The organism is Xanthomarina arctica, from assembly GCF_014638915.1.
GTDB lineage: Bacteria > Bacteroidota > Bacteroidia > Flavobacteriales > Flavobacteriaceae > Xanthomarina > Xanthomarina arctica.
The window spans coordinates 675,788-699,473 of record NZ_BMFQ01000001.1; the positions used below are offsets into that span (position 1 = coordinate 675,788).

Below are 23,686 nucleotides of genomic sequence, written 5' to 3' on the forward strand. Positions count from 1 at the left end.
TTTTAATATAAAGTGTTAGTTAAATATTTCATTACAGGTATAAACATTATTTAGTCGCACGCCTTTTTCGGTATGTTTTACTGTAATAATCTCGTTATGTGCATCGTGTTCCAAAAATAAGTAATAATTATTGCTTGCTGCTAAATTCAGGAATTTTTCTTTTTCATCTAAAGTTAATAATGGTCTCGTATCGTAGCCCATTACAAACGGAAGTGGAATATGTCCAGCTGTTGGCAATAAATCTGCCACAAAACAAATGGTTTTTCCTTTATAATTTATCATAGGAATCATTTGTTTATCTGTATGTCCATTAGCAAAGAAAATATCAAATCCTAGAGCAGAATTTTTTAAGAAATCTTGATCCGGAAGTGCCGTGAATTTTAATTGACCACTTTCTTCTAAGGGTAAAATGTTTTCTTTAAGAAATGAAGCTTTTTCTCTATTATTAGGTTCTGTTGCCCATTTCCAATGATCTTGATTACTCCAAAACTGCGCATTCTTAAATGCAGGTTCGTAGCCTGTTTTATCTTTATTCCATTGCGCAGATCCGCCACAATGGTCAAAATGAAGATGCGTCATAAAGACATCAGTAATATCGTCTCGATGAAAGCCAAGTTGTTTTAGTGAGTTATCTATGGAATGGTTTCCCCATTGAAAATAATAGCCAAAGAACTTATCGCTTTGTTTATTTCCCATGCCTGTATCTATTAAAGTAAGCTTGTCTCCATCTTCAATTAATAAACATCGTGCAGCAATATCAATCATGTTGTTGCTGTCGGCAGGATTTGTTCTTTGCCATAAAGATTTTGGAACCACGCCAAACATGGCACCACCATCTAATTTAAAATTTCCAGATTCAATAGGATATAGTTTCATAAGTTGTGCAAATTACTAAAAGGCTTAATATAAGTAATAAATAACAGATGATATTAGCTCTATTTTAACATTTAATTATAGTAATCAATGTTACAATTAATTTGGAGCTTAAAAAATTAATCATAATTTTATAAAAAATGAATCATGAAAATTTTAAATCCAAATCCCTTAAAGGTAAAGAAAATGAAGCTTCTACGATTTGGTCGCGATTTTAAGCCTGATAAAGAAGTTATTTTAAGGGATTATTTAGCGATTGAACGCACTAGATTGGCTAATGAACGCACCTTATTGTCTTACATAAGGTCTTCTCTTTACCTACTGTTGGGGGGAATTGCTTTTTTTCAGCTTAAAGATTTTGTAAATTTTAAATTTTTAGGATTGCTTTCGCTTTTATTCTCTGCTTTGTTTTTTATAATAGGTGTTTACCGGTTTGTTTTACTTAAAAAAAGCCTGAAACGATTGTACTATATGTCCGACTCTAAAAATGACAAATAATAATTTCACATTTTCATTTATTTAGCACTTGAATTTTCTACACATATTTTACTGAAGTTTATAATAGTAAAATAAAAAAGTATTATTTTGCTACCAAAATATTTTAAAATTTCCTTACAAGGTCTTTTTTTAAAACCATTGAACATATATGATTGAATTAGGAGGTATAATTATTCTGGGCATCTTAGCACAATGGGTAGCTTGGAAGCTAAAAATTCCAGCAATTTTACCCTTAATTTTAATTGGACTTTTGGTAGGACCAATTTCATCCGAATTTTTTAGTGCAGATGGTTCCAAATGGATAGAACCCATTTGGAACGGGAAAGAAGGTCTGTTTCCTGGAGAAAGTTTGTTTTATTTTGTTTCTCTGGCTATTAGTATAATTCTTTTTGAAGGAGGTTTAACCTTAAGAATGGGAGAAATTAAAAATGTTGGGCCTGCCATTACAAAACTTATAACCATAGGTTCTATAGTAACGTTTTTTGGAGCCGCAGTGGCAGCGCATTATGTTTTTTACCTAACTTGGGAAATATCATTTTTATTTTCTGCTTTAATTATTGTTACAGGACCAACTGTAATTACACCCATACTTAGAAATATACCACTTAAAAAAGACGTCTCTGCTGTATTAAAATGGGAAGGAATTTTAATCGATCCAATAGGTGCTTTAGTTGCTGTATTGGTATTCGAATTTATTAGTGTAGATGGAGGAGGAGAATACACAAAAACAGCTTTTATTGAGTTCGGTAAAATTGTACTTTTTGGTTCTACATTTGGGTTTACTTTTGCCCATGCTCTTAATTTTATTATCAATAAAAAATGGGTGCCTCATTATTTAATGAATGTGTTTGCGCTAGCCTCTGTTTTAGGTGTTTTTATTCTTTCCGATACATTTGCTCATGAATCTGGATTACTAGCTGTAGTGGTTATGGGAATGGTTCTAGGGAATTCTAAATCGCCTTACTTAAAAGAATTACTTTATTTTAAAGAATCCTTAAGCGTTTTACTTATTTCAATCTTATTTATTCTGTTAGCAGCCAATATTAATATTGAAGATTTACTATTAATTTATAACTGGAATACAGCTATTTTATTTGGGATTGTTGTATTTGTACTTAGACCAATTGGAGTGTTTCTTAGCACCCAAGGTTCCAATTTAAAGTTGAACGAAAAACTTTTTATTAGTTGGGTTGGACCACGTGGAATTGTTGCAGCGGGTATTGCTTCGTTATTTGGATTAAAATTAGCTAAAGATGGTGTTCCTGGCGCGGAATATATTACACCTTTAGTGTTTATGATTGTTCTTGGAACCGTTTTATTAAACGCGACAACTGCTAGAATGTTTGCAAAAATGGTTGGTGTCTTTTTAAATAAATCTGAAGGAATATTAATTGTTGGAGCTTCAAGGATTTCTAGATTAATAGGTCATTATTTGGAGTCTAATGGAAGACATGTGGTACTTATTGATAGTAATCCAACTAATATTAAACAAGCTAAGGATTTGGGATTAGAAGCATTAAATACCGATATTTATTCTGATACCCTTTTAGATAATATCGAATTGAACGACGTAGGTTATGTTATGGCACTTACTGGAAGTTCGGATATTAATAAATATGCTATTAATAAATTTAGTAATCAATTTGGCGAAAATGGCTCTTTTAGATTAGTAGCTTCAGATGAAATTAACAATGCTGATGTTAGCATAAAGGAAGGTTTATTTTCTCATACAGACGATTATTTTTCTCTTACAGAAGTTGCAAGAAAATATCCTACAATCAATGAAATAAAAATTAATGATAAAAGTCATTATGAAAGCTTATTACAAACAACAATTAATGATAAAGATATTATTCCATTGTTTTTAAAGAATACGAAAGGAGATTTTGAAATTATATCTTCTAATAATAAGCATGTTGAAGAGGTAGGGGCTGGTTGGACATTGGTTTATTTAGGAAAGCTGTTATCTGTTCCAAAAACAGAATTATCAAAAGATTAAGGCGTCAAAAAGTCTCTTAATAAAGTCTTGATAATAAGGGTTCTATTCTGATTAATTGAAAATTTAATATTTTCAAGATCGTGATCTGTCAACTATTTTATTAATTAAATGGGCGTGTTTGTGTGAACAGATTTTCCATAGGAAAACCGGATTGACATACATGCCATTTGCTTTGTAATTACTTCTAAAAAGTAAAAACATTTAACCATTTTAAAATAAAAATTATCAGAACAGTTACGCCGCCACTAAAGAATAATGCCCCTTGCCAATAGAAAGTTTTTGTTCCCCATTGTTTAAACATTTTTTTACCATATTCTTTTTCGGCATAGCCACGAGTAACTTTCCAATATAGAAAAGTGATTATTAAAAAAAGTGATATTGCAATTAATAGTATCCCAGTTTTTCCCATGTATCAAATTTTTACTTAATGTGTTTAATTTGTTGCCAACAGATAGTGGCGCAACAATATATTTATAATTAATATGAATTCAAATAAAAATTCCTGCATAAGCAGGAATCTATATTAATTTGATTAGAATCTGTATTTGTAGTAAGCGATTCCTTTTTTAAAAGGAATTCTTAATCGTTTAACTTTAAAACAGCCATAAATGCTTCTTGCGGAATTTCCACATTTCCTACTTGACGCATACGTTTTTTACCTTTTTTCTGCTTTTCAAGTAATTTACGTTTTCTAGAAATATCTCCTCCATAACATTTTGCCGTTACATCTTTACGAAGTGCTTTTATGGTTTCACGAGAAATAATTTTAGCTCCAATTGCCGCTTGAATAGGAATATCAAACTGTTGTCTTGGAATTAATTCTTTTAATTTCTCACACATTTTTTTACCAATAGTATGTGCATTATCAGCGTGAATTAAAGCAGAAAGTGCATCAACAGGCTGTGCATTTAGTAAAATATCCACACGCACCAATTTCGATGTTTTCATTCCAATTGGATGATAATCGAAAGAAGCATATCCTTTTGAAACAGTTTTTAAGCGATCGTAAAAATCGAAAACAATTTCGGCCAATGGCATATCGAAAGTCATTTCAACTCGCTCTGTAGTTAAATAGGTTTGGTTAAGAACCATTCCTCTTTTTTCTATACAAAGAGACATGACGTTTCCAACAAAATCCGATTTAGTTATAATGGTAGCCTTAATAAATGGTTCTTCAACACGATCTAATCCAGAAGGATCTGGTAAATCGGTTGGATTATTAACAATGACTGGAACATCTGGATATTTTCTAGTAAAAGCATGGTAACTAACGTTAGGAACTGTTGTAATAACAGTCATATCAAACTCACGTTCTAAACGTTCTTGGATAATTTCCATGTGAAGCATTCCAAGAAAACCACAACGGAAACCAAATCCTAAAGCGGCCGAACTTTCAGGAGCAAAAACTAATGACGCATCATTAAGCTGTAATTTTTCCATCGAGTTTCTTAACTCTTCGTAATCTTCCGTATCTACTGGATAAATACCAGCAAAAACCATAGGTTTCACATCTTCGAAACCTTCAATAATATTAGTTGTTGGATTTTTGGCATCTGTTAATGTGTCTCCAACTTTTACTTCTTTTGCTTCTTTGATACCTGTAATTACATAACCAACATCGCCAGCTTTTATTTCTTGTCTAGGAAATTGTTTAAGTTTTAAAGTACCAATTTCATCAGCAAAATAATTTTTACCTGTAGCAATAAATTTAATATTTTGTCCTTTTTTAATAGTACCATTAAGTACTCTAAAATAAGTTTCTACACCACGAAACGGGTTGTAAACAGAATCGAAAATTAAGGCTTGTAAAGGCTCGTCTGGATTTCCTTTTGGTGCCGGAACACGTTCTATAATTGCGGCTAAAATATTTTCAACCCCAAAACCGGTTTTTCCACTTGCATGGATAACTTCTTCTGGATCACAACCTAATAAATCAACAATATCGTCTGTAACTTCTTCTGGATTTGCACTAGGTAAATCCACTTTATTTAAAACAGGAATAATTTCTAAATCGTTTTCTAAAGCTAAGTATAAATTAGAAATGGTCTGAGCTTGAATACTTTGTGCCGCATCAACGATTAGCAAGGCACCTTCACAAGCGGCGATAGATCTAGAAACTTCGTAACTAAAATCTACGTGTCCAGGAGTATCAATTAAATTTAAAATATATTCTTCACCTTTGTAAGTATACTCCATTTGAATAGCATGAGATTTAATGGTGATACCTCTTTCACGCTCCAAATCCATACTGTCAAGTAATTGTTCTTTTTTTTCGCGCTCGGTTACGGTGCCAGTAAAATCCAATAATCTATCCGCCAAGGTGCTCTTACCATGGTCAATATGTGCTATAATACAAAAGTTTCTAATGTGCTTCATAAGGTCTAAATCTTAGCTAAAAAGCTAATCTGCAAATATAATTATTTTAAAATTGCTTTAAATATTAATAACTAACTAAATGAAAATATTTTATTTACGGGAAAACCGTAAAAATAAGTTCAAAACTATTATTATATTGTAATCCCAAATATTCTTATGTTTTGAAACTAAATAACTTATTCCTTCTTTTTATCTTTTTACTGCCGTTCTCAGTTTTAGGTCAGGATATAACTATAACGGGAACTGTATTGGATATAGAAAATAATCCCATTTATTTTGCAAATGCCGTGTTATTATCTGTTGAAGATTCTACAGCTATAAAAGGTACTTCGACTAACGATAAAGGTTTTTTTGAAATAAAGAATGTCAAAGAAAGCAATTATTTACTGAAAATAAGTTTCATTGGCTATTCAGATTTTAATAAAACAGTGACTGTTTCCACACAAGATCTTTCTCTTGGAGTTGTTATTTTAAAGGAAAATAACGAATCCTTAGATGAAGTAAATATTGTAGCAAACAAACCAACCATTAAAAAAGAAGCAGATAAATTGGTGTTTGGAGTAGAAAATACCGCACTTTCTGAGGGCAGTTTACTCCAAGTTGTAAAAAGTACGCCTGGTGTTTTGGTTCTAGATGGACAAATAACTGTTAAAGGGTATGCTCCTGCAGTTTATATTAATAACAGAAAAGTACAATTATCTTCTGATGAGTTAATGCAACTTTTAGAAGGCTCGCCTGCAAATGCTATAAAATCGGTGGAGGTTATAACTAACCCTTCAGCTAGCTACGATGCGGAAAGCGGTGTGGTAGTTAATATCATTATGTCTAAAAACTTGGTAACAGGCTATAGAGGCAGTGTTTTTGCAAATTACACACAAGGGGTATTTCCAAGGTATAATTTAGGAATGACTAATTACTTTAAAAACGAAAAGATTAATCTATTTGTAAATTACAATTATACAGACGATAAAATTAATAGAGATAATGACGATGGGGTTTATTACTTCGATGCAAATAACCAAGTAGATGAAGTCTGGAAATCTTCAATTAATAGAAATACATGGTCTAGATCTCATAACTTAAATTTTAATATCGATTTTCTTTTAAATGAAAAAAACACACTAAGTGTATCTTCTAATATCTTATGGACACCTTATTTTGAATATAAAATTCATAATAATACCAATGTTTATAATGCCGCTAATGTGTTTCAATCTCGATTTGAGGCAGACAATTTATCTACTGACGATAAATATAATTTAGGATTTGATTTAGATTATGTACATCAGTTCTCAACAGGTAGCTTGGCATTTAACAGTCAATTTACAACATACGATTATAACAGATTTCAAGAATCTTCTAGCAAGTATTATAATCAAAGTAATGTATATATTGGTCCAACAGCTTTCAATACAGATGCCAACCAGAATACACAAATTTTCACAAGTCAATTAGATTACAAACTTTCTATTAACGAAACTTCTAATTTTGACGCTGGTACCAAATATTCAGGTATTAAAACTGTAAACGATGTCACGCGCTATGATTACGATTTTACTACGAATCAAGAGATATTAAATACTGCAAATTCTAGTGCATTTAATTATAACGAATCCATTTTTGCAGCCTATGCAAACTATGATAAGGCATGGGAAAAATGGAGCTTAAAAGCAGGTTTGCGTATGGAGCAAACAAATGTTAAAGGCGTTTCTATAACTAATAACCAAACCGATAAACAAAGCTATTTAGATTGGTTTCCAACAACGAGTATTACCTATCAAGCTGGAGACGTTCTTAGTTTCTATTCTACTTACAAACGTAGTATTGAAAGACCAAGTTATAAAGATTTAAATCCGTTTACCTTTTTCTTAAATGATAACATGTTGGTAGTAGGTAATCCAAACTTAAAACCAACTTATAACGATCATTATGTTATAGGGTCTTCCGTAACTTCCTTTTTAACTTTAGAAGCTTATTATATTACTGAAAAGGATAATATTTTAGAGTTGCCTTTACAGGATAATTTAACCAATCAAATAATTTTTTCACCCGTAAATATTGACAAATCTATAGAGTATGGGTTTGATATTATTACATATTTTAATATAACAGAGAGGTGGTTTGTTTATGCTGTAACGTCCTTTTATAACTCTCAAGAAGAAACAAATACACCAGATGGTTCTATAGAAGCTGATAAATGGTCTAACTATAGTATATTAAGTAATGACATTTCCTTTTTAAAAGACCGTAGTTTATCTGCAAATATGACCTTTATTTATCAATCTGAGATATTACATGGTTTTATGGAAGTTAAGGCTAGATTAGAATCTGAAATATCAATCTCAAAAACCATTTTAAATAAAAAAGCTATTATTTCTTTAAGCGCTGCAGATTTATTTAATCTGGGAGATTTTGATACTACAACAGATTATCTAAATCAGCGCAGCTATTACAACACAGATTTAGATAATAGATACATTAAAGTAGGCTTTAGGTATAAGTTTGGAAATACTAAATTAAAAACTAACGAACGCCAGAAAGAATTAAAAGAAAGAGACCGAATTAAAGAAAGAGATTAATCTTTTTTAATCCTGCCATTCTGCAATAAACAGATTGGTATCTGTTTTGTTATATTTCAGACTGTCAATCCTTTTAGTCTTGCCATTCTGCAATAAACAAAATGGTATCTGTTTTATTTTATTTCAGACTGTCAATCCTTTTAGTCTTGCCATTCTGCAATAAACAAATTCGTATCTGTTTTGTTATATTTCAGACTGTCAATCCTTTTAGTCTTTCCATTCTGCAATAAACAAATTCGTATCATGTCCACCACCATTATTTCTATTGGAAGAGAATATTAATTTTTTACCATCGTTTGAAAACACTGGAAAAGCATCAAACGTATCGCTATGTGTAACACGCTCTAAGTTTTTACCATCTATACCTATTAAATAGAGATTAAAAGGAAATCCGCGTTCAGATTCAAAGTTTGAGGAGAATAAAATCTTTTCTCCAGAAGGATGAAAAAACGGACTCCAATTAGCACTTCCTAAATCGGTTAATTGTCGTAAATCGCTACCATCCGCATTACAAATATATAGTTCCATTTCTGTTGGTTGCACTAATCCTTCAGCTAATAAATCTTTATATTCTTTTATTTCTTCTTCAGTTTCCGGTCTAGAAGAGCGGAAGATAATTTTAGTACCATCAGGCGAAAAGAAGGCGCCACCATCATAACCCAATTCAAACGTAATTTGTTTGACATCGCTACCATCAAGATTCATGGTGTAAAGCTCAATATCGCCACTTCTATCTGATGTAAATACAATTTTATCACCTTGAGGAGAAACGGTTGGTTCTGCATCATAACCAGGTTCATTAGTAAGCTGATTCACAATGTTACCCTCTAAATCGGCTACAAAAATGTCGTAAGTATCATAAATTGGCCAAATGTATTTTCCATTTTTACGCAATGGCGCCTCAGGACAATCTTCGCCACCTAAATGTGTAGAAGCGTAAATAATATGTTTGTTATCTGGTAAAAAATAAGCACAAGTGGTTCTACCTTTTCCATTACTCACCATTGGAGGAATGTTGTCCTTAAATGTTTCATCAGCATTCATTAAAAACATTTGATCACAATTCACATTCCAGTCTTTATAATTAGATTGAAAAACCAATTGCTTATCGTCGAAACTCCAATAGGCTTCAGCATTATCACCTCCAAAGGTAATTTGCTTTAAGGATTTAAAATGAGTTTCATCTGCATAAATTAAAGTGTCAACCCATTTTGTTGCGCCAGACTTAGCATCTGCACCTTGTTTATTATCGTTTTTACACGATACTATAAGTGTTAAAAATAATAAGCTATAAAGAAATCTAAAAACCATAGACATAGATTAAAGTTTAAATAAATGGCAATTATTGCCTAATTTTGCCAAAAATAAGATTTATAATATGAAGAAAATATCGTTATTGGTTCTTTTTATATCGTTTTTAGGCTGCAAACAAGAATATAAATATGAAAATAAAATAAAAGAAGATGTTGTATTTCTTGCAGATGATAAGTTAGAAGGTAGAGAAACGGGTACTAAAGGTGAACAGGAAGCGGCAGCTTATATTGTTGAGCGTTTTACTAAAATAGGTATGCAACCAAAAGGCACAGACGGGTTTTATCAGACCTTTAGCTTTAAGCCAAAAACAGATCCACACGGGGAAGTTAAATATGTAAATATGGCTGAAGATTCTACAATAACAGGAACTAACGTTTTGGCTTTTATAGATAATCATGCTGAAAACACGATTATAATTGGCGCTCATTACGACCATTTAGGTTTTGGAAGTGATGGATCTTTACATAGAGGTGATACAGAAATTCATAATGGCGCAGACGATAATGCTAGTGGTGTAGCCATTATGTTAGATTTAGCAAGCAAATTAAAAAATGCAAATACATCTAACAACTATTTATTTATGGCTTTTTCTGGTGAAGAAATGGGTTTATTAGGCTCTAATTATTTCACTAAAAATGCCACATTAAATTTAAACAATGCCAATTACATGATTAATATGGATATGGTTGGACGCTTAAAACAAGATAGTACTTTGGCTGTTTATGGCGTTGGAACTTCACCACGTTGGAAACAAACCTTATCTGCAACCAATCCTGGTTTTAAACTTATTGAAAGCGAATCTGGTGTTGGACCAAGTGATCACACATCTTTTTACTTGCAAGATATTCCTGTATTGCACTTTTTTACAGGCCAGCATGAGGATTATCACAAACCTGGAGATGATTCAGAAAAGTTGAATTATGAAGGAATGGACGCCATCTCAAATTATATTTTTGATATTATAACAGAATTAGATGACGATGGTAAACTTTCTTTTAGAAAAACCAAGAATGAAAGTGAAGAGACACCACGTTTTAAAGTAGGATTGGGAGTTATTCCAGATTATTTATTTGATGGCGAAGGCATGAGAATTGATGGTATTAGCGAAGAAAAACCAGCGCAAAGAGCAGGTTTAGAAAAAGGCGATATTGTTATTAAACTGGGTGATAGCACCGTAGTTGATATGATGAGTTATATGAGAGCTTTATCTGCTTTTAAAGAAGGAGATTCAACTCAGGTGGTCGTAAAAAGAAATGAAGTAAACGTTGAGAAAAACATTCAATTTTAAGTTTTGGTGAAAATAGGTAACATAGAACTTCCAGATTTTCCATTGCTTTTAGCTCCTATGGAAGATGTTAGTGATCCACCTTTTCGTGCATTGTGCAAGGAACAAGGTGCAGACGTAGTTTACACTGAATTTATTTCAAGTGAAGGTTTGATTCGTGATGCAGCAAAAAGTGTCATGAAACTGGATATCTATGAAAAGGAGCGCCCAGTTGGCATTCAAATTTTTGGAGCCAATCTAGAAAGCATGCTTCAAACCATTGATATTGTTGAAAGGTCGAATCCAGATATTATCGATATTAATTTTGGTTGTCCAGTAAAAAAAGTGGTTAGTAAAGGAGCAGGAGCAGGCATTTTAAAAGATGTTTGTTTAATGGAACAGCTTACTGCCGAAATGGTAAAGCGTACCAATATTCCAATTACCGTTAAAACCCGTTTGGGTTGGGATCACGATTCGATTAGAATTGTTGAGGTTGCCGAAAGATTACAAGATGTTGGCTGTGCTGCCATTGCTATTCATGGCCGTACCAGAGCCCAAATGTATAAAGGCGAAGCCGATTGGAAACCTATTGCAGATGTAAAAAATAATCCAAGAATGCACATTCCTGTGTTTGGAAATGGCGATGTGGATACGCCAGAAAAAGCCATGCTCATGCGTGATGTTTATGGTTTGGATGGTTGTATGATTGGTCGTGCTACTATTGGAAACCCATGGTTTTTTAAGCAAGTGAAGCACTTTTTTAATACAGGGGAGCATTTAGGACCTGTGACACTAGAAGAACGTGTGGAAGCCGCTAGAAGACATTTACAAATGGCTATAGATTGGAAAGGGGAGACTCTTGGAGTATTTGAAACCAGAAGACATTACACTAATTATTTTAAGAACATTCCAAACTTCAAGGAATATAGAATGAAAATGGTAACCAGTGATCAATCTAAAGACGTTTTTGAGGCTTTTGATGAGGTTTTAGACGTGTTCTCCGATTATCAGTTTACTTAATTTTCTACTAGATTTTTAGTAATCCTTACCGAAGCTATTTTTGAGGCTAAAACGCCTAAAACAGAAATGGTTATGAAAACTATTACTAAGTTTTCGAATTTTAGAGTGACTGGATAAGGCAAGGATGGCGTAATCATAATTAGAGAAAAAGTACTTTGAAGCCATACAATTATGCAACCAAGTAGTAAACCAATTAATCCTCCAACAACCGACATTAAACTTCCTTGAAGAAAGAAGATGTTTCGGATGTTCGGGATAGTTGCACCCAGATTATAAAGGGTTTTTAGAGTGCTCTTTTTATCTAGAATCATCATAATTATGGAGCCAATCACATTAAATAAAGCAATTATTAATACCAGGGTAAAAATTAAATAAACGGCTAAATTTTCTGTATTCAGCATTTTATAAAGAGCATCATTTAATTGTGCACTATTTTTTAAATTAATTTTATCTCCCAGAACTGAAGTAATTTCTTTTCTTGCTTGTTCTTCAGTAGCGTTTTCTTTCAGTTTAAATTCAATAGCCGTTACTTCATTGTCGCTAAAATTAAGCAACGCTCTAGCCATATCAATAGGAGCATAAATGTACTTATCGTTTAAATTTTCATTCACATCAAAAACGCCAATATTTACAGCATCAAAGGTGTTGAAGGCTTGTTTTGCGTTCGTTATTTGTCCTTTTCCAGGTTTTGGAACGTACAGATTCATGCGTTTTCCATAATCTAAAACGCCAAAAGATAGGGTGTTTGCTATTGCCCAACCAGAAACAATCTGGTTAGTTTTTTGAGAGAGCCAGCTTCCTAAAACTACAACAGAATCGATGGCATTTACAACTTCAAAATTCTCGTCAACACCTTTAATGTAGGCATTTGGATAACTTTTATCTTCAAAAGTAATAAAGACTCGTTCCTCGATAATCTTAGAATAGGACGCGATACTTTCTAAATTATTTAACTTAGAAAATTCGTCTTCAGAAATTAAAAATGATTTGCCAGTAGAGGCTTCAGCCTTTAAATCTGGATCGATAATAGAAGTAAACTGAAGGGTGAAATCTTTTAAACCAGCGAAACCTGAAAGCACGATAAATAGAGAGGCCGCACCTAAAATTACGCCAATAGCAGCAATAATGGTAATAAAATTTATAGCATTGTTAGAGCTTTTAGAAAGCAAATAACGTTTGGCTATGTATAACGAAAAATTCAATTAAGATTTTTTACGTTTTCCTAATAGGTCTGGATCGTTAATTGGATTGTCTTCACCTTTTAAAGACTTGTCGATTTTATCGATATACTCTAAAGAATCATCAATAAAAAACTGAAGTGCAGGCATACGTCTCAATTGGTGTTTGGTACGTTGAGATAATTCATGTTTAATTAAAGGCGCATTAGATCTAATCCCTTCAATAAGTTCTTTTCCTTTATCATTTGGAAAAATACTTAAATACACTTTTGCAACAGATAGGTCGACGGTTACTTTTACTTTAGAAACTGATATAAGAATACCTCTCATACCACCTTGTGTAGCGGCTCCTTGAAGGACTTCAACTAAATCTCTTTGTAAAACTGAACCTATCTTTTTTTGTCTTTGACTTTCTTCTTCCATAATAACATTTTTTAAAAGTCATTTAAACCCTATAATCCTTGAATTTAGAATCTTGACATTTATAATAAAAACTCAGAATGAATTTCTACCATGCAAAAATAGCGATATTTAAAGATTATCTTACTTTTGAGGTGAGAATTCGTAACTTACTTTAAAAGGAATAATTAAGATTTCCTTCTACAGGGGAATGAAAATATAATTTACAATGAATAAAATAGAACATATAGGCATTGCGGTTAAAAATTTAAAAGAATCCAACGAGCTGTTTGCAAAGTTATTTGGAAAGCCACATTATAAAACGGAAGAAGTAGCTAGCGAAGGCGTTAATACCTCTTTTTTTCAAGTAGGAGAGAACAAGATAGAATTGTTGGAAGCAAGCCAACCTAATAGTCCTATTGCGAAGTTTTTAGAGAAGAAAGGAGAGGGAATTCATCATATAGCTTTCGATGTTACAGATATTGAAGCAGAAATTGCTAGATTAAAAAATGAAGGATTTATCGTTTTAAACGAGGTTCCAAAAAAAGGAGCAGATAATAAATTGGTGGCTTTTTTACACCCAAAATCGTCAAATGGCGTATTAATTGAACTTTGCCAAGAGATAAAGAAATAAAATGCTTGTAGAGTTTTAAAATTAATATTAGATTTGCACCCGATTTCGGTCCCATAGCTCAGTTGGTTAGAGCACCTGACTCATAATCAGGTGGTCCTTGGTTCGAGCCCAAGTGGGACCACTAGTAAAATCAAGCCTTACAGAGATGTAGGGCTTTTTTATTGCTATGAAGTTAAACTTTGGACGAACAAAAGTGTGTGTTTTGAGTGTTTCTCAATGAAAGATGTAGCTCAAAATTTAAATCTAAAATTTTTTTAATTTTGTCTTGGCACTTATATATTAATACTTGTTTTCTAATAAACCTCATCCGTAAATGCGTTCATTATAGTAAATTCATTTTTGTCTTATTCAACAAACGCATTTCGTACTTACTTTCAATTATTGTTGTTTCGGGAAAATCTGTTGAGATTAGTAATTTTTCCTATCAGACTATTTTAAATATTCTACAAAGTTTACTCTCAATTGGTCGGAATAGTATGATATAGGTCATTTACTCAATAAATAAAACCTATTACATTTACCATAAACTAAAGATAGTCGAATTATGAAGAAACTCGAAATACGTCTTTACCAGAATCTAGGTCAAGGACTCTATGCAATTACTACTTCAGATAAAGTGGTATATAAAAATTTAAGTAATAACTAATACGTAATAAACAATGAAATATTTATATGTCTTTTTACTTCTTAGTCTTTTTTCTTGCAAAAATGATACTAAGTTAGAACCTCCAATAGTAATTGATGAAGTCGTTCCTACTGACTTGAAAATTTTAAGCGATTCCACCATGGTTTTAGACAAAGACATTGAAATAAGCAAAGTGCTCTCTATTAAGTTAAAACAAAAAAGCCTAATAGAAATAGCGGATGAGCGAAATGAATTAAAGGAACTCATCATTGAAAAAAAATATTTTAAAGAAGAAGATGAATATACCTTGGACTTCACGTATCCTTTACTTAATGAAAACCTTAAGCCAACTAATGTTAATTTTAATGAATACATAAACGATTACTATGTGGACATTATTGGCACAGAGGCTGGGATTCTTGAAGACAAAGCATTAATATGTGACTCCATTAAAATAGACCAATTTAGAGAAAAACGCTATATCGATTACAAGATTTTTAATGTAAATGATCAATTGGTTAGCGTACTTTTTTATAAAGAGAATTTTTATTCCGGCACATTGCATCCTACATATTCTTTTGATTGCATGAATTTCGATTTGAACAGAGGTGTGTTTATGAATTATGAAGATTTCTTTAACGTTGGGTCTGAAGTAGAATTTACAGATATTTTAAACAAAGAAATTTCCAAACAAGAAAGCAAAGGTGATAAATATTACGACTGCTGGAAGTTATCTAATGATGACTTTTTTGAAAACAAGAATAATTTTGTTGTCAATGAAACTTACGTAGAATATTATTTTGACGATTGCGTAATGTGTCCATCTTATGCGGGAAGTTATTCCATAAAAATCCCACTGGTGCAATTGCTCTCTGTACTAAGAAAATACGATTTAAACCCTTTAGTTTTGTAATAACGTGTAATGCATTCATCAAAAAATAAACAAAAAATAAACAAAAAATAAAAAGAAGTTTCAATACTATTATGCCATTAGTGCAGAATTATCAAGTTCTAATCTAAAATATGACCTAGGTCATTCTTAATGAAAGTTAAATAACCAATCTTTGTATCTTGATGTTTATTATCAATTAATTAAAATCAACGGTATTTGATGGACGAAAACTCAGAAGAATTGGATGATTATTTAGACAATCATTACATACACCGAAGCAATTGGTTAAGAGCGGCAGTTCTTGGAGCAAATGATGGCATTTTATCAACTGCAAGTATCGCTCTTGGTGTTGCTGCAGCAAGCGATATGAGAGAACCTGTTATTTTAGCAACTTTAGCAGGATTGGTGGCTGGTGCTTTATCAATGGCAGCCGGTGAATACGTTTCGGTAAGCTCTCAAACAGATGTTGAAAAAGCCGATATTGAAAGAGAGAAAATAGAATTAGAAGAAATGCCAGAAATTGAATTACAACGATTGGCGGAAATTTACGAAAAAAGAGGACTAAAAAAAGAAACTGCTTTGATTGTTGCCAAAGAGTTAACAGAGCACAATGTTCTGGCTGCCCACGTAAGAGATGAGTTGGGAATTAATGAAATAAGTCAAGCAAAACCAATTCAAGCAGCCTTGGCTTCGGGGGCTTCGTTTACTGTGGGTGGCATACTTCCCTTTTTAGCGGTGCTTTTTCTTCCATTAAAAAGTATGGAATACTCTCTTTACGGCTCTGCTTTATTTTTTCTAATTATTTTAGGTGGCTTATCTGCTAAAACAGGGGGTTCGAGTATTGGAAAAGCAATTATAAGAATTACTTTTTGGGGAACAGTCGCAATGGGTTTGACAGCGTTAGTTGGTTATCTGTTTAATGTAAATGTAGGATAAGGAATTACACAATAAGAACTAAACCAAGTATCTACTCATTAAAATATAGTGTTTTATTAGTTAAAATTAAATCTATGGAAATGACAAAATATTCTAAAATATATCGAATAGTTCATTGGGCTATAGCAGTAACTTTTTTGCTCTTATTAATTACCATTTTTTTGAGATTAACATGGCTTAATAAGTTCAATGTAGCAGCCATTATTCAAAATTACCTCAGTAATACTGACCAATCCCTTACTCAAGATCAACTCATTGCTTTAGCAAAAAAAATAAGGCAACCCATGTGGAACTGGCATATTTATTTGGGATATATATTGACTGGATTATTCAGTCTACGGTTTATACTTCCTTTTTTTGGAAAAATGAAGTTTCAAAATCCATTTGTTAAAAAATTATCCACAAAGGAAAAATTTCAAAAATGGTTATATATCATTTTTTATCTTTGTGTCATTATTTCATTAGTTACTGGACTTATTATAGAATTTGGATCAGAAGAATATAAAAAGCCAATGGAAGAAATCCATGTACTAGGTATATATTACTTGATTGGATTTATTGTCCTCCACTTTGCTGGTGTCCTTTTTGCAGAATTTACAAACCAAAAAGGTATAATATCAAGGATAGTAAGTGGATCGAAAAGGGAAAATTAATAAGCAAGGATAGCATGAAATGGCTATATTCAGTTGCATTTTCTGAGAATGCCGTAGAAATTTTATTTCTGCATATTCCTGTCTGCCGGTGGTTCTACATGCGGTATTTTTAGATTGGATTTAACCAATTTCCCAGGATATATTCTGGATAAATGCTTCCAAAAACAAGTCAATTTCCTTTTCGACCTACATTAGTCATACCTTAAACTTATAGTTGGTTCAGTATTGATTATGAAAAATATCATTATTCAATATTTACTTTATACTAAATGAGATTTACTGACGGTGGTCATTTTATTAGATCTAATCTATTTGCATCTTTATACCTAAATCATTAAAATACTTATCTCATGAAAACAAACGCTTCTTATTACCAAAACAAAAGAGAATATCGTTTATTCGTAACTAAAACATATTCCAATCTTATTAAACTAAAAAAGGAAGGTGAGCAAACTTCATTTAATGAATTAGTTTTGAAGATCATGCCCCAAATAAAAATGTATATAAACGAAAGATTGAATACTGCAATAAAAAAAGGACACTTCTCCAAAGGGAAATATAAAGCAGATGATTTTATCGATCAATTATTCATTGAAATCTATGATAACATTGAAGATGTTGAGAATGAAAAATATTTTTATCTCTGGTTATTTAAAAAAACCAATGAATTGTTGGAAGATACGATTGTGGAAGAAGAGTTTGATGAATTATTCTTTAAGAATATTGATGATTATTCTAAACCTGAATGGGATGAAATGCAGGAAAAATATAGTACTGATGGTGGCGGAGATTTACTAATGATTGAGGAACTGGATGATATGTCTTACAATCATAACGATTATACCTTAAACCATGTATTTATAGAAGATAATGAAAAGGCCTTGATCGAAAAAATTGATAAAGATTTAAGTGTTGAGGAAATTGAAAATCATGTAACAATGGTTTTGCATAATTTACCCTTGGCAATGCGTAATGTTTTTGAGTTGTTTACAAACCAACATTTAGAATTAAAAGAAATTGCACAAATACGGAATAATACACTAGAAGAAGTTAAACAACTTTTCAACGATGCAAAAAAAGCTTTACAAGTTAGTTTTTTTTATAGATATCCTATCAAATAATAATCTGTTGTTGTAAATGAAGTATTAAGAATTATTCGGCGAGAGAAATCAAAAAAGTATTGACATGACAACTAGTAGGGTATTCTGATGGTCACATTAAGATAGAAATCCCTATCATGCTCTTAAAGGTGTTTTTTGATAAATCCTTTTGTTACTTCAAATGTCTAAAATTGCATGGACGTTTTAAATTATTTATCGTTTTATCAACGATTATCTTTAGTTAGTTTAGAAATCATTTCTTTTAATTCTTTAATTTCTTCCATAATGGATGAAATTTCTTTCTCGGCTTTTATATTTACATTAAAATCATTTTCTGCGCGTATTTCAGATCTTTTTGCTTGTAAGTTTTGGCCTACCATGATTAATGGCATGAGCATAATTTGTATCATATTAGAAACAAATAGCCATAAAACGAAACCAGGAAAAGGATCAAATCGCAAAGGTTGTGGTGCAAACATGTTCCAGCCTAGCCATAAAACTGTCCAGATAACTATGATAAAGAAAAAGCCTATGGTGCCTATACGTTCGGTTATCCAAATAGCAAATCGTTCGGAATTTTTGAGTTCGTCTTTGTAAATATGGTTGGTATTTTTAATCATTAATTGTCTGAATTTAAATGTTTTATCAATATATAAAAATTGTGACTATTGTTGTTTGCTTACTCCAAATTTTACAAATATTGTATGCTTTACATCACTCCATTAAATTCACCTTTTTGATGAATGAATAGATACATATTGAGATATTGACTTCATTGTTTACAATTACAAATCATTTAAAATTGTATCAAATTCAAAATCAAAGGGATTGTCTTTGATGTAAATGAATAATGCTTTTTTTAGTTTTTTTATGCCATCTTTAACTCTAAACATTTTTTCTAATAAATGAAGATGAATTTTGCTTTCTTCACTGTTTTGTGAAAAATTATTAGAATCAATTAATTGTACCAATTCTTTTCTATGAGTTTTAATTTCGCTAATTAAATTATTAGATAATTTAAATAATAAATCATCAATATTTCTATAAATATCTTTGTGACTTAAATCCTTATGAGTATTGGATGCTATTCGCTCTGAAATAAGGTTATTAAAAAAGTTTAATTCAAGCTCATAAAACTCTAACTCATCAATCCATTCTTTAGAAATACGGTACATATTTATAAGATTGCCTTCAACAAGATTTTTTTCGTTTTTGTTCATGATGTATGTTTTAATTTGTTAGCCTGTTCTCAAATAGTAGTTTTTCTAAAGGGAAAAAAATTTCAATTTTTAAAATATAAGCTTCTATTTTTTATTTAGAAATAGCCTTATTTTTATAACGACTAGGCAGAGTAAATATACTCAAGATATTAAACTAAAAGTGCTACCTAAGTAGCACTAAGAAAATTTGTTTTGGGTAATATTATTAATCCACAGGTCAAAAATCAATAACTCAAAAAATTGAAAATTCATACATTAGTCAAATCACAAAACCAGTTATAATCAAGATAATAAGGAGTGCAATTCAAGTAAAATTTATAGCTTTCACATTTATAAAATCATTCTGTCTTTGTTGTTATATGAAAAATAGCATCGCCTTGATACACCATTGGAGCATGGTTGATGTTTATAATATAGCCATCATTACTTGCTTTTACAAGATGACTTTTTGAACCATAGGGATCTGAAAGTGTAGCAAGGGTTTGATCTTTTGTAACGTAATCGTGGATGTTAATCTTAGTATGCAAAAAGCCAGAATGTTCGGCACGAATCCAATGATTCTCAGTAACGAAAACACTTTTTTTATTAGGAATAGGTATTTCGAAATTGGTATCTAGCATTTTCAAATGAGATAATACTCTTTTTATTCCATCTAAAGCTTCTTTACAAATCAATTTATCTAGATTTAGACTTTTCCCACTTTCATTTAAAAGAATGGGAATATTCTTTTTACTACATGTTTCGCGATAAGATCCTAAAATTTCACTTACGTATAAAGTAAATGGAGCATTAAAGATTTGAGCCAATTCCTTTGCGGTTTGATTATCTTTTTCTATTCGAATTTGTGCGGCATTAAACCGTTCGCCACCACCTGTGTGGAAATCCAAGCACAAATCTGCAAGTGGTAAAATCTCTTTTACAAAATGATGGGCAAACCTGCTGGCCAAAGAGCCATTTTCACTTCCTGGAAATTCTCTGTTCAAATCGCGTCCATCCGGGAAATATCTGGATTTATTTATAAAGCCAAAGACATTAACAATAGGGATACAAATAATAGTGCCTCTTGCTGGAATATTAATTTTATGGGTTAGAACTTCGCGTACAATTTCCATTCCATTGACTTCATCCCCATGAATTCCCGAAGTAATTAAAATGGTTGGACCAGGAATTTTTGAACGCGTTATAAAAACAGGAACTTCTACAGCCGTATCCGTAAACAAATGAGCAATATTTAAATTGAGTTTTTTGCTTTCGCCTAATTTTATTTTCTCTCCTAATAATTCTAAATCTTCTGAATGAACTTTATCTATCATTATTCTATATTTCTTTCAATAAACTTAATTATACTACCAGCAATGTCTTTTTTGGTTGCCTGTTCAATACCTTCTAAACCAGGTGATGAATTAACTTCCATAATTAAAGGCCCTCTTTCAGATTGTAATAAATCAACACCTGAAATACCTAAACCTAATATTTTAGCAGCTTTAATAGCTGTATTTTCTTCTTCCTCTGTTAATTGAATTAAATTGGCAACGCCGCCACGATGTAAATTCGATCTAAATTCACCTTCTTTTCCTTGTCGTTTCATGGCCCCAACCACTTGACCGTCAACAACAAATACTCTAATGTCTGCTCCTTTTGCTTCTTTAATAAATTCCTGTAAAATAACGCGAGCATGTAAGCCATTAAAGGCTTCTATAACAGAAGAAGCGGCATTATGGGTTTCAGCTAGAACAACTCCTAATCCTTGAGTGCCTTCCAAAAGTTTAATGACTACTGGCGCACCTCCTACATTATTAATAATTTCATCTGTATGTTTAGAATAATTGGTGAAAACGGTTTTAGGAATCCCTATGTTTCCTTTAGTTAACAATTGTAAACTTCTTAACTTATCTCTTGATCTAGTAAGCGCTTGAGATTCTAAAGTTGAAAAGACCTTCATCATTTCAAATTGTCTAATTACAGCGGCGCCATAATAGGTATGAGACGCTCCAATTCTTGGGATAACGGCATCAACATTTTCTAATAACCTTCCTTTATAAAAGATACTAGGATGTTTTTTTTCGATAATTAGATCGCAATACAAATAGTCTATTACTTCTACATGGTGTTTTCTTTTTTTAGCGGCCTCAATAAGTCGTTTTGTAGAATATAAATTTGCATCACGAGATAGAATTTTAATATTCATTTTTTTGGATTTTTATAATACATAAAGTAAGGCATTCTAAATCAGTTAAACTGCTACCTAAGTAGCAGTTTAACTCTTTATTTATTTTAAATAGTGTATTTTTACTCTATAACAATTCATCCATTTTTAATGCTTTATACTATTATAGCTTTTTCACTTTTAGTTGTTTTTGCTTTGTATGCTTTTATTTCTACCAAAAAAAAGAAAGCTGCTACCTTTCCTTTAAACTGGCATAAATTATTAATAAAACATGTTCAGTTTTATAAGGAGCTATCTTCAACTGAACAACTACGCTTTCAAAAGCGTATCATGACATTTTTAAGTGAAGTTTATTTGGATAGTGTTAATCTAGAAATAAACGATTTAGACAAAATTCTTATTGCCTCCAGCGCTGTGATTCCGGTTTTTAATTTCCCAGAATGGCATTATAAAAATTTGAGTACAGTTTTAATCTATCCAGATCATTTTAATGAAGATTTAGGATTTAAGCAAACCGATGAAAAACGACATATTGCAGGCATGGTTGGCAATGGCCAGTTTGAAAAGCAAATGATTCTTTCTCGTAAAGCCCTGCATGAAGGCTTTGAGCAAAAATCGCATAAACAGAATACCGGAATTCATGAATTTGTGCATTTAATAGATAAACAAGATGGCATCACTGATGGTGTTCCAGAAGCATTAATAAAAAGACCTTACGTTATTCCTTGGCTTAAAATTATTCATAAAGAAATGGAGGCCATCAACGATAACAAATCTGATATTAGAAACTATGGAGGTACTAATGAAGCTGAATTTTTAGCAGTCGCCTCAGAATATTTCTTTGAGCAACCAGAATTGATGAAAAAAAAGCATCCAGATTTATACCAGATGCTTCAAGCATGTTTTCGGACTAAAGAATAAGTCTATTATTTTAAGTCAGATTCGTCCAGGAATATGGCATTATCTTAATATTTAGTCGATACCATATCCAATAAAAGTTCCAAATCTGATATGATCGTGTTTTTTCTATGTATTTCTAGCATCCCTTCTTTCTTAAATAATTGAATGTGTCTATTAACTACTGCTCTTGTGGAACCAATAAGATTGGCAATTTCATCATGTGGAAGATCGTTTATGAGTTGCAATTCGTGAGAAGATTCATTTATATTAGATAATAAAAGTTTAGCAAGTCTTGTAGGAATATCTGATAGCACATTATCTGTAAGATTCGTTTCTAACATGCGCATGTGTCTACCAAGATAAGGTAATAAAGTTTTATTTATTTTAGGATGAGTTTCTATCCATTTACGCATGACATGTGTTGGAGCTGAAAGGACTTCTACATCATCCAGAGTTTCAAAATTCATGGAATGCTTTAAACCATCGAGTAAGGAAATTACATCAAAAACATCATTTTGAGTTAACAGAAATACGGTAAATTCTCTTCCGTTTTCAGGATTAATTTGGTACATTTTTAATCTTCCAGAAATAATAATAAAAAATTGATAAAAGGTATGGTCTCCATGAAAAAACTCTGTGTTTTTCTCCCATTTTTTTAATGCAAAACAGTCCATTAACGAAATCATGGTATCCGCATCCAAATTTTGAAAGAGAGGATTTTTAGCTAATTGGCTTAAATAATATTGATAATTAGGATCTTTAATATTCATTTGTATTAGCAAGCGTTTTAGTGTAGATTAAAGGTAATGAATTATTTAGATAAAGCACATTGACTTGGTTAGAATGAAGCTGTTTTTACTTGTTTGTTCATGTTTACAAAGAACATGACAATCAATGCAGAAATTATTTCCAAAACGCTTTAAAGGAGGCGCTTAATTTTAGTTTTTTTTAAATTATATGAATAAAAGAGTATCCTATTTTTAAATAAATAGGCTCCCATTATTTTAACTACAATAACTCGAAATCAGGGAGTCTTTGGTTCTAGATTAAATGAAACAC

The 23,686-nt window shown here is 31.6% G+C and carries 22 protein-coding genes and 1 tRNA gene; 12 read left to right on the top strand and 11 right to left on the bottom strand.

Features of this window, described 5'->3' with window-relative positions; translation table 11 throughout:
• Positions 1-15: 15 nt before the first annotated feature.
• Positions 16-876, bottom strand: a complete 861-nt coding sequence (locus IEV77_RS02975; protein WP_188461699.1) for an MBL fold metallo-hydrolase — start codon at positions 874-876, stop codon at positions 16-18.
• A gap of 144 nt (positions 877-1,020) precedes the next feature.
• Between IEV77_RS02975 and IEV77_RS02980 the strand changes: the two genes are divergently transcribed.
• Positions 1,021-1,371, top strand: coding sequence for a DUF202 domain-containing protein (locus tag IEV77_RS02980; RefSeq protein WP_308419199.1), 351 nt, complete (start codon positions 1,021-1,023; stop codon positions 1,369-1,371).
• Between the two features lie 148 nt (positions 1,372-1,519).
• Positions 1,520-3,370, top strand: coding sequence for a cation:proton antiporter (locus IEV77_RS02985; RefSeq protein ID WP_188461701.1), 1,851 nt, complete (start codon positions 1,520-1,522; stop codon positions 3,368-3,370).
• A gap of 184 nt (positions 3,371-3,554) precedes the next feature.
• Here the strand turns inward: IEV77_RS02985 and IEV77_RS02990 are convergent, their stop codons facing one another.
• Together IEV77_RS02990 and lepA are read right to left on the bottom strand one after the other, a co-directional pair.
• Positions 3,555-3,779, bottom strand: a complete 225-nt coding sequence (locus IEV77_RS02990; RefSeq protein WP_188463010.1) for a hypothetical protein — start codon at positions 3,777-3,779, stop codon at positions 3,555-3,557.
• 170 nt (positions 3,780-3,949) lie between these two features.
• A complete protein-coding gene (gene lepA / locus IEV77_RS02995; protein ID WP_188461703.1) occupies positions 3,950-5,746 on the bottom strand; it encodes a translation elongation factor 4 in 1,797 nt (598 codons plus the stop codon).
• A 161-nt stretch (positions 5,747-5,907) separates the two neighbouring features.
• On the opposite strand from lepA, the gene IEV77_RS03000 reads away from it, so the two are divergent.
• Positions 5,908-8,325, top strand: a complete 2,418-nt coding sequence (locus IEV77_RS03000; protein WP_188461706.1) for a TonB-dependent receptor domain-containing protein — start codon at positions 5,908-5,910, stop codon at positions 8,323-8,325.
• A gap of 207 nt (positions 8,326-8,532) precedes the next feature.
• Here IEV77_RS03000 and IEV77_RS03005 read toward each other — a convergent pair whose 3' ends face one another.
• On the bottom strand, positions 8,533-9,642 hold the full coding sequence (locus IEV77_RS03005; RefSeq protein WP_188461707.1) for a TolB family protein: 1,110 nt from the start codon (positions 9,640-9,642) through the stop codon (positions 8,533-8,535).
• A 61-nt stretch (positions 9,643-9,703) separates the two neighbouring features.
• On the opposite strand from IEV77_RS03005, the gene IEV77_RS03010 reads away from it, so the two are divergent.
• Complete coding sequence (locus IEV77_RS03010) at positions 9,704-10,927, top strand: M28 family peptidase (protein ID WP_188461709.1); 1,224 nt, start codon at positions 9,704-9,706, stop codon at positions 10,925-10,927.
• 3 nt (positions 10,928-10,930) lie between these two features.
• Positions 10,931-11,923, top strand: a complete 993-nt coding sequence (gene dusB / locus IEV77_RS03015) for a tRNA dihydrouridine synthase DusB (RefSeq protein ID WP_188461711.1) — start codon at positions 10,931-10,933, stop codon at positions 11,921-11,923.
• Here dusB and IEV77_RS03020 read toward each other — a convergent pair.
• Complete coding sequence (locus IEV77_RS03020) at positions 11,920-13,125, bottom strand: ABC transporter permease (protein ID WP_188461713.1); 1,206 nt, start codon at positions 13,123-13,125, stop codon at positions 11,920-11,922. The two genes, dusB and IEV77_RS03020, sit on opposite strands and share 4 nt — an antisense overlap.
• On the bottom strand, positions 13,126-13,524 hold the full coding sequence (gene rbfA, locus IEV77_RS03025; protein WP_188461715.1) for a 30S ribosome-binding factor RbfA: 399 nt from the start codon (positions 13,522-13,524) through the stop codon (positions 13,126-13,128).
• Positions 13,525-13,729: 205 nt separating this feature from the next.
• On the opposite strand from rbfA, the gene mce reads away from it, so the two are divergent.
• From mce to IEV77_RS03055, 6 genes are all read left to right on the top strand, one after another.
• Positions 13,730-14,134 (top strand): methylmalonyl-CoA epimerase, encoded by a 405-nt coding sequence (gene mce, locus IEV77_RS03030; protein ID WP_188461717.1) that lies wholly within the window; start codon positions 13,730-13,732, stop codon positions 14,132-14,134.
• A gap of 47 nt (positions 14,135-14,181) precedes the next feature.
• A tRNA-Ile gene (locus IEV77_RS03035) sits at positions 14,182-14,255 on the top strand.
• A 538-nt stretch (positions 14,256-14,793) separates the two neighbouring features.
• A complete protein-coding gene (locus IEV77_RS03040; protein WP_188461719.1) occupies positions 14,794-15,672 on the top strand; it encodes an RsiV family protein in 879 nt (292 codons plus the stop codon).
• Between the two features lie 198 nt (positions 15,673-15,870).
• A complete protein-coding gene (locus IEV77_RS03045; RefSeq protein WP_188462953.1) occupies positions 15,871-16,587 on the top strand; it encodes a VIT1/CCC1 transporter family protein in 717 nt (238 codons plus the stop codon).
• Between the two features lie 74 nt (positions 16,588-16,661).
• Entirely contained in the window at positions 16,662-17,240 is a 579-nt protein-coding gene (locus IEV77_RS03050; protein WP_188461721.1) for a cytochrome b/b6 domain-containing protein, read from the top strand.
• Positions 17,241-17,590: 350 nt separating this feature from the next.
• Positions 17,591-18,361 (top strand): RNA polymerase sigma factor, encoded by a 771-nt coding sequence (locus IEV77_RS03055; protein WP_188461723.1) that lies wholly within the window; start codon positions 17,591-17,593, stop codon positions 18,359-18,361.
• A gap of 203 nt (positions 18,362-18,564) precedes the next feature.
• Here IEV77_RS03055 and IEV77_RS03060 read toward each other — a convergent pair whose 3' ends face one another.
• The 4 genes from IEV77_RS03060 to rimK form a co-directional block, all read right to left on the bottom strand.
• Positions 18,565-18,960 carry a DUF1003 domain-containing protein gene (locus tag IEV77_RS03060; protein WP_188461725.1) on the bottom strand — a complete coding sequence of 132 codons (396 nt, stop codon included), beginning with the start codon at positions 18,958-18,960 and terminating at the stop codon, positions 18,565-18,567.
• A gap of 165 nt (positions 18,961-19,125) precedes the next feature.
• Complete coding sequence (locus IEV77_RS03065; RefSeq protein ID WP_188461727.1) at positions 19,126-19,560, bottom strand: hypothetical protein; 435 nt, start codon at positions 19,558-19,560, stop codon at positions 19,126-19,128.
• A gap of 338 nt (positions 19,561-19,898) precedes the next feature.
• Positions 19,899-20,873 (bottom strand): succinylglutamate desuccinylase/aspartoacylase family protein, encoded by a 975-nt coding sequence (locus tag IEV77_RS03070; protein ID WP_188461729.1) that lies wholly within the window; start codon positions 20,871-20,873, stop codon positions 19,899-19,901.
• Positions 20,873-21,748, bottom strand: a complete 876-nt coding sequence (gene rimK, locus IEV77_RS03075; RefSeq protein WP_188461731.1) for a 30S ribosomal protein S6--L-glutamate ligase — start codon at positions 21,746-21,748, stop codon at positions 20,873-20,875. Before rimK ends, IEV77_RS03070 begins: the two co-directional genes overlap by 1 nt.
• Positions 21,749-21,877: 129 nt before the next feature.
• Between rimK and IEV77_RS03080 the strand changes: the two genes are divergently transcribed.
• Positions 21,878-22,648, top strand: a complete 771-nt coding sequence (locus IEV77_RS03080; RefSeq protein WP_188461733.1) for a M90 family metallopeptidase — start codon at positions 21,878-21,880, stop codon at positions 22,646-22,648.
• A 44-nt stretch (positions 22,649-22,692) separates the two neighbouring features.
• Here the strand turns inward: IEV77_RS03080 and IEV77_RS03085 are convergent, their stop codons facing one another.
• Complete coding sequence (locus IEV77_RS03085; protein ID WP_188461735.1) at positions 22,693-23,397, bottom strand: Crp/Fnr family transcriptional regulator; 705 nt, start codon at positions 23,395-23,397, stop codon at positions 22,693-22,695.
• Between the last annotated feature and the right edge of the window lie 289 nt (positions 23,398-23,686).

What these genes read in the sequence shown, in the direction of transcription:
- IEV77_RS02975 (WP_188461699.1), bottom strand. Translation starts at nt 876, where the DNA reads ATGAAACTATATCCTATTGAATCTGGAAATTTTAAATTAGATGGTGGT.
- IEV77_RS02980 (WP_308419199.1), top strand. Translation starts at nt 1,021, where the DNA reads ATGAAAATTTTAAATCCAAATCCCTTAAAGGTAAAGAAAATGAAGCTT.
- IEV77_RS02985 (WP_188461701.1), top strand. Translation starts at nt 1,520, where the DNA reads ATGATTGAATTAGGAGGTATAATTATTCTGGGCATCTTAGCACAATGG.
- IEV77_RS02990 (WP_188463010.1), bottom strand. Translation starts at nt 3,779, where the DNA reads ATGGGAAAAACTGGGATACTATTAATTGCAATATCACTTTTTTTAATA.
- lepA (WP_188461703.1), bottom strand. Translation starts at nt 5,746, where the DNA reads ATGAAGCACATTAGAAACTTTTGTATTATAGCACATATTGACCATGGT.
- IEV77_RS03005 (WP_188461707.1), bottom strand. Translation starts at nt 9,642, where the DNA reads ATGTCTATGGTTTTTAGATTTCTTTATAGCTTATTATTTTTAACACTT.
- IEV77_RS03010 (WP_188461709.1), top strand. Translation starts at nt 9,704, where the DNA reads ATGAAGAAAATATCGTTATTGGTTCTTTTTATATCGTTTTTAGGCTGC.
- rbfA (WP_188461715.1), bottom strand. Translation starts at nt 13,524, where the DNA reads ATGGAAGAAGAAAGTCAAAGACAAAAAAAGATAGGTTCAGTTTTACAA.
- mce (WP_188461717.1), top strand. Translation starts at nt 13,730, where the DNA reads ATGAATAAAATAGAACATATAGGCATTGCGGTTAAAAATTTAAAAGAA.
- IEV77_RS03040 (WP_188461719.1), top strand. Translation starts at nt 14,794, where the DNA reads ATGAAATATTTATATGTCTTTTTACTTCTTAGTCTTTTTTCTTGCAAA.
- IEV77_RS03045 (WP_188462953.1), top strand. Translation starts at nt 15,871, where the DNA reads ATGGACGAAAACTCAGAAGAATTGGATGATTATTTAGACAATCATTAC.
- IEV77_RS03050 (WP_188461721.1), top strand. Translation starts at nt 16,662, where the DNA reads ATGGAAATGACAAAATATTCTAAAATATATCGAATAGTTCATTGGGCT.
- IEV77_RS03055 (WP_188461723.1), top strand. Translation starts at nt 17,591, where the DNA reads ATGAAAACAAACGCTTCTTATTACCAAAACAAAAGAGAATATCGTTTA.
- IEV77_RS03060 (WP_188461725.1), bottom strand. Translation starts at nt 18,960, where the DNA reads ATGATTAAAAATACCAACCATATTTACAAAGACGAACTCAAAAATTCC.
- IEV77_RS03065 (WP_188461727.1), bottom strand. Translation starts at nt 19,560, where the DNA reads ATGAACAAAAACGAAAAAAATCTTGTTGAAGGCAATCTTATAAATATG.
- IEV77_RS03070 (WP_188461729.1), bottom strand. Translation starts at nt 20,873, where the DNA reads ATGATAGATAAAGTTCATTCAGAAGATTTAGAATTATTAGGAGAGAAA.
- rimK (WP_188461731.1), bottom strand. Translation starts at nt 21,748, where the DNA reads ATGAATATTAAAATTCTATCTCGTGATGCAAATTTATATTCTACAAAA.
- IEV77_RS03080 (WP_188461733.1), top strand. Translation starts at nt 21,878, where the DNA reads ATGCTTTATACTATTATAGCTTTTTCACTTTTAGTTGTTTTTGCTTTG.
- IEV77_RS03085 (WP_188461735.1), bottom strand. Translation starts at nt 23,397, where the DNA reads ATGAATATTAAAGATCCTAATTATCAATATTATTTAAGCCAATTAGCT.